This is a genomic window from Bradyrhizobium sp. UFLA06-06 (genome assembly GCF_054820065.1).
Genome location: NZ_JADFUD010000003.1, coordinates 119750 through 135842, shown reverse-complemented (window position 1 = coordinate 135842; position 16093 = coordinate 119750). Strand labels below are relative to the sequence as shown.

Sequence of the window (16093 nt, the reverse complement as noted above, 5' to 3'; positions counted from 1 at the left end):
GTACCAAAAATAGCTGGTGGCGGATGTGATCATGGGGCGGCTCTATAGCGCAGGGATTTGGGGCTGTCACCCCCCAAAAGCAAGCCCCCCCCCCCGCGGTTCGGCGTCAGGTGTTGCGCGCCGCCAACGCCATGCCGATCAGGGTCGCACCGCCGAACATCAGATTGAGGCCGACGAGGAGGCCGATCGCCCATCCCGCGGATTCCGGCAAGCCGGCGATGATGAAGAAGGCGATCACGACGTCCATCAGGCCGGCGATCAGCAGCCACGACCAGCGTCCCGACAATTCGCGGCGGTGCTCCAGCGCGTACATGATGGTGGCGACGCCCTCGGCGACGAAATAGGCGCCGACCACGATGGTCAGCGTCAGCACGCCCTGCATCGGACGGGCGAGCAGCACCATGCCGGCCAGCACGGCGAGCGCGGCCGAAATCAGCGACCACCAGAAGCCCGGCATGTTGCGCGCCCAGAACGTCACGATCAGCCCGCCGATGCCTGAGATCAGGAACATCCAGCCGAGGAAGATGGTGACGGCGAGGCTCGCGAAGGTCGGCACGATCATCGCGGCGATGCCGAGGATCACGAGCAGGATGCCTTCGAACAGGAACGCCTTCCAATGCGCCTTCACCGCGGCCTGCATCTCCGATCGCAGCTTGTCGAGGTCGTTGGACAGGGTCATCGCGGCTCTCCGGATCTGCGCGTGTGCAGTCTATCCTAACCCGTTATAAATGGTCAGCCCGTCAGTTGCGGCAGCAATAGCTGTGCGCTCATCTTTCCGCATGGCGGTTTTCGACAGCCAGAATCCTTGGCACAAGCTTGGCCGCCAGATATCGCGAGGCGCGCGGCGACAGATGCAGGAAGTCGGCCGATACCAGGTCGTTTGCGCTGGTCCCGACCCTCGTCAGACATCCGTCCGCGTTGCACAGCTCGTCATAGGGCGACAGATATTCGATCCCGAGATCGGCGGCGATCTGCCCAACCCTGTCGTCAGTCTGCTTGGTCAATCGCACGTCGTGGCTGCGTTCCGGGATCAATGCATGATGGCGCAGGAAATATTGCACCGTCAGATGGGGTACCGTGTCGGTCCAGACCGGGACAGGGCCGACCAGGATGACACGAACGGCGCCGGCCTGTCTGAGGGCGGCAATCGTCGGGCGGAGATCGTCGGCGGTGGGTTCTCTGCTCCACACCAGGTGCAGGAGCACGACATCGGGGTGCGAGCGGGCAACCGCAGCAACGATGTGGCGGTTGGTTTGAACACAAAACGGAATGGTCTCGGCCTGCGCGGTGAAGAGCGGCGGGCAGGAATTGACGGTGAACTGGGCTAACCCGAATTGATCGCCCTGGACTTGCCGCAGCCCGGCGGCAAGCATGCCGGCGGTCGAATCGCCCCATACGAAAACAAGCGGGCGCTTGCTGGCGTCGACGCAACTCGGATCAAACGCGGGATCGGCGGAAGCGGAGATATGGCATTCGCCGTATCTCAGGAAGTCCCTGGATACGGTCATGGCGCCGGCTTCGCGAACGATCGCCGGAAGCCGAAAGGCAAAGCCGTCGACGATCGCCAATGCTCCCACCGATGCAACGGCCACCATCGATGCCGCAAGGACCGGCGCCACCCGCCACTGCCCGAACCTGATTGGGCGCTCGACGTAGCGATAGGTTGCCCAGGCCAGAATGAAGCTGGCCCCAACGGCCAGCCCGTTCTCGGCCAAAGTCAGGGGACGACCCTTGAAGCTCGCCGCAAAAACCAGGATCGGCCAATGCCAGAGGTAGAGCGGATAGCTGATCAGCCCGATCGCGACCGCGGTACGGGTCGAGAGAAATCGATTGCGACCTGACATGATGAGGGCAGCTGCTGCGGCGACCGGCGCCACCGCCGCGATCCCGGGGTAGGTCATGGAGGGCGAATAGAACGCGGTTACCGCCGCGATCACTGCGAGCGCGGACCATCCGAGAAGATCGCGCGCCGCGGAGAATCCGTTGGGCAGCAAGACGGCCACCAATGCTCCGGCTGCGAGCTCCCACGCCCGCGTGAACGGCTGGTAGAATGCGGCTTCAGGGTTGGTTCGAACGACCAGGATATTTGCGACAAGCGATGCGATGAAGATCAGGGCAAGGGGAGCGGCGGCGGCGATCCGCCATCGCATCAGCGCCCACAGCAGCAAAGGCCAGACAAGATAGAACTGTTCCTCGATGCCGAGCGACCAGAGATGGAGCAGCGGCTTCGTTTGCGCGGCCGCATCGAAATAGCCACCTTCCGAATAGAACAGCAGGTTTGCCGAGAAACCCGCGCCTGCCGCAATCTCCTTTCCAAGGGCTACCAACTCGCTCGGCATCAAAAGTTGCCATCCGGCGATGAAGGCGGCGATCAAGACGACGATCAGGGCGGGAAAAATCCTGCGAATGCGACGCGCATAGAACGTCGCAAGGCTGAAGCTCCCGTTCTGAATGTCGCCATAGATGATCCCGGTGATCAGGTAGCCGGAAATGACGAAGAAGATGTCGACCCCGACGAAACCCCCGGGAACATATTGCGGGAACGCGTGGCCGAGCACGACCAACGAGACGGCAACGGCCCGCAGGCCGTCGATATCCGGCCGATAATTCTTGTAGTTGTGCCCCATCGTCCTCTCGCGCCTAGTCTGTGTCTCTCCCTGAACCTGCCGAGGTTGTTTTGCAAGGGGAGCGGTGCCGGCCGGGGCGCTAGCTTTGACCGGGTGCGGACGGAAAGCCCTCCGAGGCGGTCCGCATCCGGTTGCGGCCGAGGAAGTAGACGGCGGTGGTCGCGATCAGCAGCGCCAGTCCGATCAGGATCGAGGTGAAGCCGATCGGGACCAGGATGAACGATGCATTGCGTTCGGGATTGACGTACCAATGATGCAGCGAGGTGAGCAGGAAGGAGACGCCGGCAAAGCCGGCGCCGCCGCCGATCAGCAGCAGCGCCCACATCCGCCGCAACTGGCTGAGCCGCTCGCGCGCAACGTCGGTGCGCGGCGCATGATGCTTGCCGAGGCGTCGCACCAGGCGGATCGCAAAGCCGATCGAGGAGAAACCGATCAGCACGCTGGCCGAGCCGAGCAGCAGCCGCGTGGTCGAGCCGAGATCGGGGATGCGCTGGAGCGCGAGCAGCGGAAAATCGAACGCCGCGTGCAGCGCAACCGGTGCGACCAGCACCAGCGCCCAGTTCGTCATGCGCGCCCAGTCGCGGTGACCCCGGTAGGCGCCGAGCGCGCCGCCGGAGCGCGCGATCGCAAGATAGGCGCCGGCGATGATACCGAGCGCGCCGTGGAACGGCACCGTGAGCACGCTGCGCAACGCCGCGAGCGCGCGCCACATGTCCTTGTGCTGGACCAGATAGGCGAGGTTCTCATAGGCGGCAAATCCAAGTCCGGCGGCCGCGCCGTAGACCACCGTATCCATCGGATCGGCGAAGGCGCGGCGCCGCGTCGAGATGACGACGATGACGAGAACCTTGACGATCTCCTCCGGTGCCGCGACCCCGAAAGCTGCACGCACCGCCTGCGTCGCCCAGGGATTGTCGGGAATGGCGAGCAGCGCATTGAACGGAATTCGCGCCAGGCCGAGCAGCGAGATGCTGGCCGCGCCGAGCACGAAGGCGAGCCACACCTGCACCGGCGGTCCGGGGCGCTCGTCGGCGGCGATGACGAGCCACAACACCAGCAATGCGGGGGCAATGGCGGCGGCGCCGATAACGGTTGGAAGCGACTCAAGCAACAACATGAGCCGGACGGGCCCCTTTGATGGCACCAAAGCGATGCGTGCCGAAGAAATGGCAGCAAGTTCAGCGGATTGCAAATCGGTCTGATGCCGTTCTCGTGACCAATATGCCACGGTGCCTTACGAAAGCGGGTTGGAAAGGTGCCGTTGCGGGCCTTGATCAGCTCAAGGGGGAGGGCGGCTCCCGGACAGGTTCCTGACGGGAGGCAGGCCCATGGCGTTTCCAGGCGCAGGAGCTTCGATAACCCCGACGATGGGTGGGATTGCGACCGGTGGGTCCAATCAGCTTTCGGCACCGCGTTCCCTTCGTTGGGCTATAATGCCGTGGGCAAGGCGACTGATCCGGTAAAAGCCAGAGATGCTTTCGATTGATTCTGCTGTGATCGTTCTTGCCGTGATCGCGCTGTTTGCGGCGTTTGTGAATGGCGCGCTTGGTTACGGGTTTTCCTCGCTCACGGTGCCGGTCGCACTCGTCTTCTACACCAACCGCGTCCTCAATCCCGCGGTGGTCATCGTCGAAGTCTTCGTCAATCTGTATGTTCTGTGCATCAACCTGAGCGGTGTTCCGGCCGTGTGGCGGCGCGTGCTGCCTATTCTCATCGGTATGCTGCCCGGCATCGCGGTCGGAGCCTTTGCGCTGACGTCGCTTCAGCCCGGTTGGACCAAGTTCGCCACCTACTCGATCATTCTGCCGCTCATTCTGCTGCAGGCGGCCGGTTGGCGGAGGCCGATCCAGTCGAAATGGCTGGTCGGTTTGCCTTTTGGAACGATGCTCGGGGTCTTGTACTCGGTCACGACCATTTCGGGCCCGCCGCTGGCGATCCTTTTCAACAATCAGGGCCTCGTCAAAGATGAGTTTCGGGCCGGTCTCGCACTGGTTCGGGTGACGGAGTCCAGCCTGACTGCAATCGCGTACTACAAGCTCGGTCTGTTCATCGACGAGAGCCGGAGCCTCTTGTTCGTGCTCGTTCCCTGCGTTGTCCTCGGCATACCGCTCGGTGCCTGGCTGATCCGGCGGCTGGACGCCGAGACGTTTCGCCGGATCTGCATGAGCTTTGATGCGTGGGTCGTGGGATTCGGCCTGTCGCGCGTGTTGATCGAAGTGAAGCTGATGGAAAGCCCGTGGGCCTACAGCGTCATGGCCGGCACGATCCTGATCGACGTCTGCTTGCTGTACGTCTTCTTCACCGCGAGGAGAGGCACCATGCAGAACTCGCACGCGCTGGCTTCGCTGAAATCGGGCAACCGGAGCGGTCCGACCTGAAGGTGCTCTAACCTGCGAGCAGGCGCCGGCAGGTTTCGACAAACACCTCGGCCCCCGTGACGATATCGGCGTCGTCGGTGTTCTCGCTCCAGTGATGGCTGATGCCGCCGATCGACGGCACGAACAGCATCGCCGCCGGCATGATGGTGGCGAGGACCTGGGCGTCATGGCCGGCGCCGCTCGGCATGCGGATCGATTTGCCGCCGGCGCAAGCTGCGCTCGCGGCTTCGATCGCATCCTGGAATGCGGGCGTCATCATCGCGGGCACCCCGGTGCGGATGCGCTCAACCTTCACGCCGCAACGGCCCTGAGCGGTGGCCTCGGCCGCCAGGCGATGCAGCTGTTGTTCGAGGCGGGCGATCACCTCGGGATTGTCGTCGCGGATCTGGAACAGCATCTCGGCGCCGCCTGGAATGATGCTCGGCGCGCCCGGGTCAAGCGTGATGCGGCCGGTGGTCCAAACCGTGCGCGGTCCCGACAGGGCAGGGAAGCTGTCATCGACCGCGACGCAGAACCGCGCCAGCGCCAGGCCGGCGTCCCTGCGCACCGCCATCCGCGTGGTGCCGGCATGGTTCTGCTCGCCGGTGAACGTGATGTGATACTGCCAGATGCCGACGATCGAGGTGACGACGCCGATCTTGAGCCCGCTGCTTTCGAGCGTGTCGCCTTGCTCGATATGCGCTTCGAGATAGCCGATGTGGCGGCCGGCCTCGGCGTTGAGGCGCGGGCGGCCGGCGAAGCCTGCGTCGCGCAATGCATCGCGCATGGTGCGATCGCTGGAGCGGTCGCGGGCTGAATCGATGTCGGCTTCGGTCACCGCGCCGACAAACGACCGGCTGCCGAGGAAACTGCCGAAATGTCCTTCCTCGTCGCACCACGCAGCGACCTCGACCGCGCCGTTCGCGTCGGGATCCGTATTGATGACGCGCGCCGCCTCCAGCGCGTAGATCACGCCGAGCGGCCCATCGAGCCAGCCCGCATGGCTCTGGCTCTCCAGATGCGAGCCGGCGAGCAGCTTTGGTCCCGTCTTCGCGCTGGAGCCGAGCACATTGCCGATGCCGTCGATCGTTGCGGTGAGATTGGCGTCGGGCAAACGCGCCGCGAGCCAGTCGAGCGAGCGCAGATGCGGTTCGGAGAATGTCGGCTTGTGCACGCCGGTCTTGTAGGCGCCGATCGCGCGCAGCGCGTTGAGATCGGCCAGCACGCGCTTGCCGTCGAAGCGACCGTTGATGCCTGGCATGATTGGACTCCGGATTGCCGTCTTGATTTCGCGTCTTGATTTGCGCCTCGATTTGCTCCTTGGCGCCTCAATCCCGTCTTGATGCCGTCGTGGTTGGGTGCGACGGAACAATCAGGGCAAACGATTTCTTAGCGGTTCTGCTCTTAGGTCGCAGTACGAATAGCGTGAGAGTGTGATCATGTCTGCATTCCGGAACTGGGCTCGCAAGGCCGCTGTGCTGTTTTTTCCGATCGCGCTCGGCGCCTGCGCGCAGGTTTCGCAGCAATACAGCATGACCACGCCGCCGCCGGGGACAGGTCCGCTGGCCTGGGACGGTGCCGGACAGGACCCCAATCTCCCGCAGCCGCGGCGCCATGCGCGCAACGCGTCGCCCGCAGTGGCGGACACGTCGGGCGCGCAACTGTCGGAAGCGGACGCCGACGAGCGGCTGGCGCGCAAGCTCGTAATCTGCGGCACCTGCATCAAGCGGACGCCTGTGGCGGCGCAGCCGAATAATCGTCAGGACGTCGCCAGCAATCACTAACGGCTGGCGCTGAGCGCCGTTGCCGAGCATCCAGTCGGCTCGCAGGCCTTAGTTAGGCCACGATGTCGGTCGATGCGCAGGCGCATGTCGATCCGAAGATTCATTGTTCCCGTCGTCGTCGTCGCGCTTGCCGCCGCAATCCTGATTCACGTCGGCGGTTCGCGGGCGCATGCACATGTGCCGACGCATTGCGGCTTCTGGACCTCGATCGAGGCCGGATTGTCCTGCAGGTGATCTCCAGTGACCTGCAATCCGGGAAAAGCGCTCTGAACGCTTGCCCGCCCGGCCAATCGCCACTATACGTTCGCCCGTCGCGGCTTGAGGGCTGTGGCCAGTCCGGCGCATCTCACGTCTAACGTATTGATTTGCCGGAAGTTTTGCTCCCTTCGTCTATCGGTTAGGACGCCACCCTTTCACGGTGGAGAGAGCGGTTCGATTCCGCTAGGGAGCGCCATTGCGCGCACGTGCACGAAAAACCACATTAGTATCAAAGCTTTAAGATTCCGCCGCGCGGCGTGTTGGACGTTTTGTTGGACGCGACGAATACCTGCGGTGTTCTCATAACGTTCCATTCGTTACGCATAGCGCTACAGGCAGGCGAGTGACTTCATAAGAACCCGGCAGGCATCGTAAACATCCTTCGCCTGAGAGGGCGTGTAGGTGGCGGCTGGATGCATCGTTTCATTGCGCCAAACTGATCCAGCATGATGCAGATGGGTGCAGGCTAGCTCCCATTTGTTCTTCTTCCGCTTTGCTGCGACCGTGCCATCCGGCATTTTTTTGATTTTCGCGTCTAAGGAGTTCGTCAGCACGCGCCATGGCGTTTTGTGCGTAACAGTTATTCCCATCCTGCTCGAAAGCTTTTTGACGATAGCCTCTAAGGCGCGGCTGAGATGAAAAACGCAGGCCGTACTCTCTTCGACAGCCAAACATCTTCCGGCGCTGGCAATGTCTGCATGGGCATTCCTGAATTTGTCGCCGAGCTTGAACGGATCAGTACCCTCAACCGCGCCTCTGCGCGGGTCAGATTCGTTGTAGAGCTTAGTCATTTCCTCTGAAACGAAGAGGAAATCCTTCCGCTTCAACTCTTCCCGCAAGCGAACCCGCAACTGAATGCATTCAGGAGCTACCTCGCTTAGTGGTAGATTGAGGATATCGATCATTTGTCGCAGGGTGCCGAGCTGATCCTGTACGGATCGCATGCCGGTTTCTCTGGCGAAATACGTCACCGTGTTTAGGAGCGTTTCGAATGGCCCGCTCGCCATGCTCCCGGTGGTTATGTTCTCATTCCAAGTCCCGTCCGGATTTTGGGCCGCGACCATGCAAATCTCATCGATCTGCTCCATAAAATGGACGAATAGAAAGCCGTATGCATGCAGCATGTCCCACAGGCTCCATAGCCTGCCGGGCGTACAATGAACCCCGGCGCTACTCATGGTAGCGTTCCCCGCATTGCAAATACAATAACGGCACTGGTTAGCGGCTTGCCGCGACAGCGCTCGGCTTCGGCGGTGCTGCTAGACCCTTGCCTGCTCAGTGCTTCGTTGCTCCCATGCACGCTGTTCAAGATGGCGCCGAGCGCGGCTAACGGGATCTTCGTAACGCTTGATCGCCTCGAGCTCTTGCTCAAGGCGATCAAGTAGCGGCGCGTATTTATCCCCATGCAGGATGATCACCTCGGAAACTAGCGCGATTGCTTCGAGCAGTCGTTTCTCGGTGATCGGCATGCTCAAACACGATGCCCTGGCTTCACCAGCTGCAGTTTGCAGCCGACGATCTGAGCGCGGCCGCCGGCGATGAGGCGGTCGGCTATTTCGCTCGTGATCCTCCTGGCGCCAAACCGCCAACCGCCGCGCGGATGCCGCTCGAAGGGGCAGTATTCGAGCAGCGCAAGCGCAATGTAGTGATTGCGTTGAAGGCGCTTCATCAGGGAAGGGCCGCTCTTAAAGGCTCGGCCCGGCGAGCTGCTGCGCCAGCGCGCGGGCGTCCGCTACGTGCGCCCTGATCTGCGCGCGGGTGAAGCCCTTGCGCTCAAGATCGTCTTCCGTGAGGCCGCCCTCGCGATAGGAAGCCTCACGCATATCATCGGCCATACGCTTGACGGTCTCGCTGGGCGAGAGCGGTGCGCGCGGTTTTACGAGCGCGGTATCAATGTAGTGAGGCACGATGGTGAGAGCAGAGCGCGCGCGGCCGGCAGCGGGAAGGCGATTGCAGGAAGTTCGTCGCATGGGAGTTCCCCGTTTGTTTCACGGGAAACAAAATCACACCAGTTCGGTGATGCGTCAACACCAAAATGGTGATAGATTGGCGCGCGGTATCATGGGGCGACTTCGCCGCCTCAGCTTAGGTCGTTGATTACGCGACCGACGCGGCCGACAATGAGGGTTTCCCCGGTCATTTGCAGCGTCTCATGGTCAGGATTTGTCGAATAAGGCTGCAGTCGAGGCGGATTGCCGGCTCGGTAGCGTTTGAACGTTGCTTCCCCATCCGGAGTGCCGAATACGTAAAACTTGTCTGTGACGACCCGATGGTCTGCGAGGTTCACGCAGATATAGCTGCCATCGGGAGCGATCCTGTCCATCGAGTCTCCTTGCACCTCGAGAACAATCCAGTCTCCTTTAGGCAAGTCCGCCAAATATACGTACTTCCGGACGTCGGATTTTTTCACTCCTTCCTGTTGGGCTAGCCTGCCTGCGCTCACCCAAGACAGCAGCGGGGCTCGGAATGTCCGCAAACTGGGAAACACCAATTTTTCTGGCGATGTTCGCAGTGGCGGGGCGAGGCGCTCGGCCCATAGCGCGGTCATCTCCCGCTCGCCTTGGAGGAGGCGATTTATCTGCTGCGGACTAGTGCCTGCGGCCTTCGCGAGATCGGCTTGCGTGACGTCCGGTCGCCTCGCCAAGGCATGGGCCAGACCGTTTGGATATTTACCCTTCATGGCGGGATGTGGCACCAAAATGGTGTCATGATATAGCACCATTTTGGTGAGCAAATCTTGCTAATCATCACCAAAATGGTGTTGAACTGCCGTCATGCGCTTCGATGAGTGGATGACCAAGCAACGTGAGACCAACCCTGGCTTCGCCCGGAGGGCGGGTTGGTCCGGTGAAACGGTTCGCCGTTACCGCAGCGGCGAGCGAGAGCCTGACCACGCCGCAATGGCAACCATTTTCGCGCTGACGGCTGGCGACGTGACTCCAAATGATTGGGTCGGGGTCGGTCCCCGTACAGAAAACGCTGAGCAACTGAACACATGACCCGCAGCGTAAAACCCGCGCGGGGACAGTCAAATCCCGCCACTGACAAAGTCGTCAGTAGATCGCGACGAAGTCGTCAATCATGGCTGCGCGTGCTCGACGTGCTGCAGAAGCGCTTCAAGGTTGATTTTGTTTGGGAAATGCACGTTCGGACGGGACGGTCCGAGCGCGATTGTTACCGGTGGAAAACCGGAAAGGCGGCGCCGGATTTCGAGGCGCTGGACCGGCTGATCAACAGCGACGTTGGCGACCTCGTGCTCCTGACCATGACAAGGGGCAGCAATCAGCCGTGGGCGGTTGCCATGCGCCGAACCTACGAAATCGCCAAGGCGCGCGTGGACATGGAGGCGGCACAGCGTCGGCTTGCCGCGCTGGAGAGAGGGATCATTCCATGATCACAGAGCGGCTTTCAGACCCGCAGCTCTACACGTTGATGAGCATCTTTCTCGGCCTCGGTCTAGCGGCTGTTCTGAGCGCTATCGCTTGGCCGAAGCAGGACGCACAGGTCGATATCGGCGCCGGATTTCGCTGGGTGCGCCGATGACCAAGAAACCGGCCGCAGAAACCCGTGCGACGACGATCGCCAAAGACCAGCTGAAATCGATCATTGAACGGGTCGAGCGGTTGACCGATGAGAAAAAGACGATCTCCGACGATATCCGCGACGTGTTCGCCGAGGCAAAGGGCAACGGTTTCGACGTCAAGGCGCTGCGCGCGATCATCAGAATCCGACAGCAGGACCCGATTGACCGCGAGGCTGACGAGGCGATCCTCGAGACCTACATGCAGGCGCTGGGGATGCTGTGATGCACGGCTCTTTCGCCAGCGCGGTGCGGCCGAGCGAGATCGCCTCGATCGAGCGCCTGCTCGATTCCGGGCTGACGCCGTGGCGCCGGATCATCCTGTCGGCGCGCGATAACGTCTGGTCGCTGGTCGATGCCTGTGATTACGACTGGCTGTCGAAAAATACCTGGAACGTGTCTTGGGGCTCGCGCACGCCCTGGCAGCTCTACGCGAAACGCAACGTCGGGCCTGATCGGGCGACACTGCGGCAACACCGCGAGATCAAGATCGTGCGAGATCCGCGCTCCGAGCGGTTCATGCGGACGCATCACGTCGACCACGGAAACGGGCAAACGCTCGACAACCGCGACGACAATCTCGCCTGGTGCACCCACAAGCAGAACATGAAGAACCGTCGGCCGCGCGCGGCGATCCCTTCGCTCGAGCAGATCGTCCTCGAGCTGATGCGCGTTCACGACATCCCGTTTCCGCAGGAGGTTCCGTTTTGACCGACGTTCCCGCATCCGAAGGCATGGGGCTGACCCGTCGCATGGTCGACGCGCTGACCGCGATTACCGAGTTTGTCGGCCGACATGGCGTGATGCCGTCGCGCCGCACATTGGCCGATGCGATGGGCTGCTCGCCGAACAATGCGAACCGGCTTATGCAAGGCCTGGTCGAGCGCGGCGAGTTGTCGACGGTGACGCAGGGCGGCATGATCGCCGGGTTCGGCCGCGAGGGCGTGCTGATCTCGGTCCGGCGGAATACGGCGGCAAGGCTCGCGGCGTTCTCCGTTGCTACGCGCGACAAGGTGACCGCTATCGCCGACGATGCGATCAACCTCCACCTGGACATGCTCGAGGGCAACGTCGCGGCGATTGCTCAATGCGGTGACGGCGTCGCAATTGTCCTCAACGACGAGGAGGGCGCCGCGTCATGACCGAGCTCGTTCGCTATGAAGCTGCGCGCCGTGCCCTGGCCGAGGCTGTCGCCGTCGACGAGGTCCTCGAGATCCGCGACGAATGGGAGGCGATCCGGCTCGCCGGGCAGGTCGCCAAGGACGTGGAGCTGCAAGTCCACGCGGCGAAGATCCGCTTTCGCGCCGAGCGCCGCCTCGGCGAGCTGGTGCGCGAGCAAAAGAAAACGGTCGGGCTCGCCAGGGGCGGCCAGCCCTACCAGTCCGAGCGGGAACAGGTAGACCGGCCGGCGACGCTGGCCGAGGCCGGCATTGACAGGAAGTTGTCGGCGCGCGCGCAGCGGATCGCCGAGATGAAACCCGACGAATTCGAGAGCGCGCTCGTCCAGCACGAAAGCGAGATGCGGTCAGCAAAGGGCCGCGTTTCGATGGATCTGACCAAGGTCGCCGCCGAGGAAAAGGGCCGTGAGCATCGCCGCAATGTGGCGCAGGCGCTCTCTGACGTCTCGGCGCTACAACCGACCGGCCGCAAGTACCCGATCATCTACGCAGATCCGCCGTGGCATCGAAACCAGGGCGTCACCAGCCGTTCCTATGAGAACCATTATCCGACCCTGCCGTGGTCGGAGATCTGCGAGCTGCCGGTCAAGGACATGGTCCTGCCGGACGCCTGGCTGTTTCTCTGGATTCCGCGCGCGCATCTGCTCGCCTGGCACGAGGCCGAGATCGAGGCGACGGATCTGCGGGCCGGCGAGGTCATCAAGGTCCGCTGCCAGATGCCGCTCGCCTCGGCGGTCGCGCTGTCGTGGGGCTTTGAGTCCTACTCGACGGCCTTTGTCTGGACGAAAAACGACGACGAGCATCCAGACGAGGCCGGCGGCGCCGTCCTGGTGCGCGACCAGGACGAGCTGCTGCTGCTGTTCAAGCGCGGCAAGGGCCTGCCGAAACCGGCCAGCGGTGAAAGGTTCGGCTCCAACCATCGCGAGCGCTCGAGGCCGCTCGGTCACTCGCGCAAGCCGGAGCATTACCGGCGAATGATCGCGGCGATGGGCGGCGGCGTGCCGGTGCTCGAGCTGTTCGCGCGCGTCGACGCCGAGAATCCTTTGCCGGCCGGCTGGAGTGCATGGGGCAACCAGGCCGCGCCGGCTTCACAGTTAGCGGACGCCGGAACTCACGCCGGCGATCCTCCAGCCCGTTGGGCCGGCGTTGCCTCGTTGCCGATCGGGGAAGTCGTTTCGGGCGTCGCCGTCGCTGCCGGCCGCGCCGATACAGCCGGGCCGCCGGCGAACCGACCTGGAGTCAATTCAAACGACGATGGCCTCGACATTCCGGCGTTTCTGCGCCGTCAGCCGGTGACGGCCGAAATATCGGGCCAGCGCACGGGACAGCCAAGGCTTGAGCCGCGCGTATGACGGACAGAATCTCGCTGACCCGCCAGATCGCCGCCGTCGAGACCGAGATCAAAGATCGACGCAGTGGCGCGAGGACCAAGCTGAATCCATCCGCTGCGCAGTACCAACGCGATGGCCTCGAGGCCGCCGCGAACACGCTGAGATGGCTGCAGCAGAACGAGGCGCGCATTAAAGGGGCGTTGAGGCAATGATCGTCGTTCGGGTCGAGCTGCATTCCGCCATCACGAACAAGGTGACTGAGATCGCGCGCATGCGCATCCGCAATAATGGCGGTACGCGCACCATCGGCCGCTACGCTGTCGAGACGCTGCGCGGCCGATCGCGAGACGATCTCGATCGCGGTCTTTGCCAGCGTTCCGGCGAGGTGAGGGACTACCCGCGGCTACGAATCCACGTCTGGCACCTTGTGGCACGTGCGCTGATCGCCACGCGCTATGCCGGCGGCGCCGAGATCGAACAGCAAGGCGATCTGCTGGGCGAGGCGGAGCGGTGACACCAGCGACGGAAACTTCGCAAGTTGCGAACATCAATCCGGGCTCGACCCGGCACCGTTGGGGCGAGAAGGTCCGATTTCCGCTCAAGACCGAGCAATCTTGCTTTCGCTGCGAGATGGTGAAGGTAGGCCGGCACGAATTCGAGGGCGGGCGCGACCGGTACTGGACGGAATACTGGCGTGACGAGGAGCGCATCCACTGCGATGCGACGCCGACTTGTGACGCGCGACTCGAGGTGCAGACATGAGCCGCGCCGGGCCCGTGCTGCGGGCGCTGACCGCGGAAACTCCGGAGGCTGCGCGGCTCGCAGATGCGATCTGCTGGCTGGTCGTCAAGGGCAAAGAACTCGGCGAACTGTCGCCGCGCGGCCTGCGGCCGGAATGGCTTGTTCGCCTGGCGCGTGCGGTCGAGGTCGGCGCGCCGTCGCGCATGACCGGCGAGGAGATCGCCGACCACATCCTGCAGGTGCCTGCAGCGTGAAAATTCAGTGCTGTTGCGTCGCGTTGAACCGACTTTTTCATCAGGAATCAAAGTTATGACGACCGCGAAAAAGCGGGCGCGACGCATCGCCTCGGACGAGGCGACGGCTTGGGCGCGCAATCTCGAGCTCGGCAACCCTTACGCAAAAAGCGTCCTGCGCGCGATCGGGCAGTATGTCGACGGCGATGGTCTCTGCTGGGTCGGCATTCCCTCGCTGGCGTCGGACTGCGATCTGTCGCAGGACACGGTTCGTCGGCGGCTTGCCTGGCTCGAGGAGGTCGGCGCGATTGGCCGGACGGCGCAATGGCTCGACGAGAACGGCCGCCGCAATGGCGAAGGTCGCGGCAAGCGCACCACGGATCTGATCCGGTTGCTGGTCGACGCCGATACCGATGCGATCGAGGCGAGGGCCGCCGGGCGGCGCTACGTTGACGAAACGCCTGCAAATTCAAGGGTGATTAGCCCTAGCAGGCAGCAAGGGCTAAATTCCGACGCCGAAACGGTTAGGACTCCGTTAGCCCTCGGCCAGCCCTCGCAGCTGTGCGACCACCTAATCTCTGAACCTGAACCGGAAGATCCCCCTAAGTCCCCCTCCGGGGGATTTCCGGACGATCACAAGGCGATCGAGGAAGGCGAGCCGGTCGAGTTCGCGGCGGCATTCGAGGGCTATGTCGGGCATGAGATCATGCGACGCGACCTGGCGCTCGAGGAATTCCGCCTCCTGACGCCGGACGATCGCGCCTGGTGCGGCCATGCCGTGTCGCTCTACATGGCGAAGCTGCGCGAGCTCAAACAACGCCGGCCGATGAATTTTCATCTCTGGGTGCGAACGCGTGGCTTTCGCGAATTCGCGGCGCCTGGTGCCGCGCCAGCAAAGGCAGCGCCGCCGCAACGGCGGTTCGTGCAGGGCGACGAGCTCAAGGGCTTGGCGGTGGCGATGCAGATCGCCGAGCGGCGCGAGCTGCGCACTATCCGCGAGCAGGATCTCGGCGAGGGCATCTGGACGCAGCTTGCGGAGCGGGCTGACCTGGTCGCGATGGCCGAGTTTGCCTGCGCCGATCGCGAGGCCTGGCAGGTCGTCGACCTCGGTACGCCGCAGTTTGCCGCCTGGCGCGATCGCCTGGCGCTCTGGACCGGCGCCGAGCCGCAGGCCGAACGGATATTCCTCGAGCCGTTTGATCCGAGCGTCCATGGCATTTCGTCGTCGAATCCGAATTTCCGTTTGAGGAAGTCAAAACAGGGCTTTCGCGTGCCGGCGCCGTGGCCGCCGCGCCGCGATGGGACGTGGCAAGTCGCAGGGGAGAGCGAATGAACATGCAATACCGCATGGGGCAGATCGTCGGCTATGTCGAGGCCTCCGGTCGATTGTCGGTGCCGGCGATGCCGGAGAGCTGGCGCGTGCTGCAGGTCATGCCTGGTCGCGATGCCAAGGTCATCAAGGCTTTCGGCGAGCGCTGCATCAGCGGTTGGTCGCCGACCGTCGTGCATTTCGTCGAGCGCGGCAGCGGCCAGTCGGCGCGACGCCCGCATCTTGGCCGCAGGATTGAAAAGCCGTTTCTGCCTGGCCTGATCTTCCTGCCTGACTTCGAGCTCGGTCGCCTCGCTGAGATCCGCAGCATTCCGGACGTCGACAATCTGCTCGAGTTTGGCGAGCTGCGGTCGTGGCTCAACGCGACCGAAATGCAGCTGCTGCGGGATATCGTCAAGATCGAGAACATGCTGCCGTCGCGCCGGCGATGGGCTCTGGCGCAGCTGTTCCTGCGCTATGGCTTCATCAGTGTCGCCGAGGTCAAAGACCAAACCGAAATGAGGGTAGGGCGCGAGATCCGCGTCGCCGAGGGCCTGTTCTCCGGCTTTCGCGCGCTGATCGAGCGAATTGACTCAAAAGGCCGACTCACCGTCTTAGTCAGCGACGGAAAGCACGGCGTCAAGGTAAGCGGTTTGACCGAGGCGCAGATCGAGCTGATCGACTAATTCGCGGTG

At 63.1% G+C, this 16093-nt stretch carries 21 protein-coding genes and 1 tRNA gene; 14 read left to right on the top strand and 8 right to left on the bottom strand.

Features of this window, described 5'->3' with window-relative positions; all coding sequences use genetic code 11:
* Window positions 1-106 precede the first annotated feature (106 nt).
* From IF803_RS03830 to IF803_RS03820, 3 genes are all read right to left on the bottom strand, one after another.
* A complete protein-coding gene (locus tag IF803_RS03830; protein ID WP_038386803.1) occupies window positions 107-679 on the bottom strand; it encodes an HdeD family acid-resistance protein in 573 nt (190 codons plus the stop codon).
* Between the two features lie 88 nt (window positions 680-767).
* Window positions 768-2627 carry an acyltransferase family protein gene (locus IF803_RS03825; RefSeq protein WP_461191324.1) on the bottom strand — a complete coding sequence of 620 codons (1860 nt, stop codon included), beginning with the start codon at window positions 2625-2627 and terminating at the stop codon, window positions 768-770.
* A 79-nt stretch (window positions 2628-2706) separates the two neighbouring features.
* Window positions 2707-3744, bottom strand: a complete 1038-nt coding sequence (locus IF803_RS03820; protein WP_028342108.1) for a PrsW family glutamic-type intramembrane protease — start codon at window positions 3742-3744, stop codon at window positions 2707-2709.
* Window positions 3745-4099: 355 nt separating this feature from the next.
* On the opposite strand from IF803_RS03820, the gene IF803_RS03815 reads away from it, so the two are divergent.
* Window positions 4100-5005 carry a sulfite exporter TauE/SafE family protein gene (locus IF803_RS03815; RefSeq protein WP_461191323.1) on the top strand — a complete coding sequence of 302 codons (906 nt, stop codon included), beginning with the start codon at window positions 4100-4102 and terminating at the stop codon, window positions 5003-5005.
* Between the two features lie 7 nt (window positions 5006-5012).
* On the opposite strand, the gene IF803_RS03810 is transcribed toward IF803_RS03815, so the two are convergent.
* Window positions 5013-6245, bottom strand: a complete 1233-nt coding sequence (locus tag IF803_RS03810) for a hydantoinase/carbamoylase family amidase (protein ID WP_461191322.1) — start codon at window positions 6243-6245, stop codon at window positions 5013-5015.
* A gap of 178 nt (window positions 6246-6423) precedes the next feature.
* On the opposite strand from IF803_RS03810, the gene IF803_RS03805 reads away from it, so the two are divergent.
* The 3 genes from IF803_RS03805 (at window position 6424) to IF803_RS03795 (ending at window position 7222) form a co-directional block, all read left to right on the top strand.
* Window positions 6424-6768, top strand: a complete 345-nt coding sequence (locus tag IF803_RS03805) for a hypothetical protein (protein ID WP_461191321.1) — start codon at window positions 6424-6426, stop codon at window positions 6766-6768.
* 84 nt (window positions 6769-6852) lie between these two features.
* Window positions 6853-7002, top strand: a complete 150-nt coding sequence (locus IF803_RS03800; RefSeq protein ID WP_016844593.1) for a hypothetical protein — start codon at window positions 6853-6855, stop codon at window positions 7000-7002.
* Window positions 7003-7147: 145 nt separating this feature from the next.
* A tRNA-Glu gene (locus IF803_RS03795) sits at window positions 7148-7222 on the top strand.
* Window positions 7223-7355: 133 nt separating this feature from the next.
* Here the strand turns inward: IF803_RS03795 and IF803_RS03790 are convergent.
* The 4 genes from IF803_RS03790 to IF803_RS03775 form a co-directional block, all read right to left on the bottom strand.
* Entirely contained in the window at window positions 7356-8150 is a 795-nt protein-coding gene (locus tag IF803_RS03790; protein WP_461191320.1) for a hypothetical protein, read from the bottom strand.
* 135 nt (window positions 8151-8285) lie between these two features.
* On the bottom strand, window positions 8286-8495 hold the full coding sequence (locus IF803_RS03785) for a hypothetical protein (RefSeq protein WP_461191319.1): 210 nt from the start codon (window positions 8493-8495) through the stop codon (window positions 8286-8288).
* Between the two features lie 216 nt (window positions 8496-8711).
* Window positions 8712-8849, bottom strand: coding sequence for a hypothetical protein (locus IF803_RS03780; protein WP_461191318.1), 138 nt, complete (start codon window positions 8847-8849; stop codon window positions 8712-8714).
* A gap of 257 nt (window positions 8850-9106) precedes the next feature.
* Complete coding sequence (locus tag IF803_RS03775; RefSeq protein WP_461191317.1) at window positions 9107-9760, bottom strand: LexA family protein; 654 nt, start codon at window positions 9758-9760, stop codon at window positions 9107-9109.
* 357 nt (window positions 9761-10117) lie between these two features.
* Here IF803_RS03775 and IF803_RS03770 point away from each other — a divergent pair, with 357 nt between their 5' ends.
* From IF803_RS03770 to nusG, 10 genes are all read left to right on the top strand, one after another.
* The gene (locus IF803_RS03770; protein ID WP_461191316.1) at window positions 10118-10420 is read left to right on the top strand and encodes a hypothetical protein; all 303 of its coding nucleotides are present in this window, start codon (window positions 10118-10120) and stop codon (window positions 10418-10420) included.
* Between the two features lie 145 nt (window positions 10421-10565).
* Window positions 10566-10832: a DUF2312 domain-containing protein gene (locus IF803_RS03765; protein ID WP_461191389.1), complete on the top strand. Its 267-nt coding sequence runs from the start codon at window positions 10566-10568 to the stop codon at window positions 10830-10832.
* Window positions 10832-11317, top strand: coding sequence for an HNH endonuclease (locus IF803_RS03760; RefSeq protein WP_461191315.1), 486 nt, complete (start codon window positions 10832-10834; stop codon window positions 11315-11317). The genes IF803_RS03765 and IF803_RS03760 overlap by 1 nt, the downstream gene beginning before the upstream one ends.
* A 41-nt stretch (window positions 11318-11358) precedes the next feature.
* A complete protein-coding gene (locus IF803_RS03755; protein WP_461191314.1) occupies window positions 11359-11748 on the top strand; it encodes an ABC transporter permease in 390 nt (129 codons plus the stop codon).
* A complete protein-coding gene (locus IF803_RS03750; RefSeq protein ID WP_461191313.1) occupies window positions 11745-13136 on the top strand; it encodes a hypothetical protein in 1392 nt (463 codons plus the stop codon). The genes IF803_RS03755 and IF803_RS03750 overlap by 4 nt, the downstream gene beginning before the upstream one ends.
* Window positions 13133-13327, top strand: coding sequence for a hypothetical protein (locus tag IF803_RS03745; protein ID WP_038380096.1), 195 nt, complete (start codon window positions 13133-13135; stop codon window positions 13325-13327). Before IF803_RS03750 ends, IF803_RS03745 begins: the two co-directional genes overlap by 4 nt.
* Entirely contained in the window at window positions 13324-13629 is a 306-nt protein-coding gene (locus tag IF803_RS03740; protein ID WP_461191312.1) for a hypothetical protein, read from the top strand. The genes IF803_RS03745 and IF803_RS03740 overlap by 4 nt, the downstream gene beginning before the upstream one ends.
* Before the next feature lie 244 nt (window positions 13630-13873).
* Entirely contained in the window at window positions 13874-14110 is a 237-nt protein-coding gene (locus IF803_RS03735) for a hypothetical protein (protein WP_461191311.1), read from the top strand.
* 55 nt (window positions 14111-14165) lie between these two features.
* A complete protein-coding gene (locus tag IF803_RS03730) occupies window positions 14166-15422 on the top strand; it encodes a helix-turn-helix domain-containing protein (RefSeq protein ID WP_461191310.1) in 1257 nt (418 codons plus the stop codon).
* Window positions 15371-16084, top strand: a complete 714-nt coding sequence (gene nusG / locus IF803_RS03725; RefSeq protein ID WP_461191309.1) for a transcription termination/antitermination protein NusG — start codon at window positions 15371-15373, stop codon at window positions 16082-16084. The genes IF803_RS03730 and nusG overlap by 52 nt, the downstream gene beginning before the upstream one ends.
* Window positions 16085-16093: the final 9 nt, after the last annotated feature.

What these genes read in the sequence shown, in the direction of transcription:
- IF803_RS03830 (WP_038386803.1), bottom strand. Translation starts at nt 679, where the DNA reads ATGACCCTGTCCAACGACCTCGACAAGCTGCGATCGGAGATGCAGGCC.
- IF803_RS03825 (WP_461191324.1), bottom strand. Translation starts at nt 2,627, where the DNA reads ATGGGGCACAACTACAAGAATTATCGGCCGGATATCGACGGCCTGCGG.
- IF803_RS03820 (WP_028342108.1), bottom strand. Translation starts at nt 3,744, where the DNA reads ATGTTGTTGCTTGAGTCGCTTCCAACCGTTATCGGCGCCGCCGCCATT.
- IF803_RS03815 (WP_461191323.1), top strand. Translation starts at nt 4,100, where the DNA reads ATGCTTTCGATTGATTCTGCTGTGATCGTTCTTGCCGTGATCGCGCTG.
- IF803_RS03810 (WP_461191322.1), bottom strand. Translation starts at nt 6,245, where the DNA reads ATGCCAGGCATCAACGGTCGCTTCGACGGCAAGCGCGTGCTGGCCGAT.
- IF803_RS03805 (WP_461191321.1), top strand. Translation starts at nt 6,424, where the DNA reads ATGTCTGCATTCCGGAACTGGGCTCGCAAGGCCGCTGTGCTGTTTTTT.
- IF803_RS03800 (WP_016844593.1), top strand. Translation starts at nt 6,853, where the DNA reads ATGTCGATCCGAAGATTCATTGTTCCCGTCGTCGTCGTCGCGCTTGCC.
- IF803_RS03790 (WP_461191320.1), bottom strand. Translation starts at nt 8,150, where the DNA reads ATGCTGCATGCATACGGCTTTCTATTCGTCCATTTTATGGAGCAGATC.
- IF803_RS03785 (WP_461191319.1), bottom strand. Translation starts at nt 8,495, where the DNA reads ATGCCGATCACCGAGAAACGACTGCTCGAAGCAATCGCGCTAGTTTCC.
- IF803_RS03780 (WP_461191318.1), bottom strand. Translation starts at nt 8,849, where the DNA reads ATGCGTGAGGCTTCCTATCGCGAGGGCGGCCTCACGGAAGACGATCTT.
- IF803_RS03765 (WP_461191389.1), top strand. Translation starts at nt 10,566, where the DNA reads ATGACCAAGAAACCGGCCGCAGAAACCCGTGCGACGACGATCGCCAAA.
- IF803_RS03760 (WP_461191315.1), top strand. Translation starts at nt 10,832, where the DNA reads ATGCACGGCTCTTTCGCCAGCGCGGTGCGGCCGAGCGAGATCGCCTCG.
- IF803_RS03755 (WP_461191314.1), top strand. Translation starts at nt 11,359, where the DNA reads ATGGTCGACGCGCTGACCGCGATTACCGAGTTTGTCGGCCGACATGGC.
- IF803_RS03750 (WP_461191313.1), top strand. Translation starts at nt 11,745, where the DNA reads ATGACCGAGCTCGTTCGCTATGAAGCTGCGCGCCGTGCCCTGGCCGAG.
- IF803_RS03745 (WP_038380096.1), top strand. Translation starts at nt 13,133, where the DNA reads ATGACGGACAGAATCTCGCTGACCCGCCAGATCGCCGCCGTCGAGACC.
- IF803_RS03740 (WP_461191312.1), top strand. Translation starts at nt 13,324, where the DNA reads ATGATCGTCGTTCGGGTCGAGCTGCATTCCGCCATCACGAACAAGGTG.
- IF803_RS03735 (WP_461191311.1), top strand. Translation starts at nt 13,874, where the DNA reads ATGAGCCGCGCCGGGCCCGTGCTGCGGGCGCTGACCGCGGAAACTCCG.
- IF803_RS03730 (WP_461191310.1), top strand. Translation starts at nt 14,166, where the DNA reads ATGACGACCGCGAAAAAGCGGGCGCGACGCATCGCCTCGGACGAGGCG.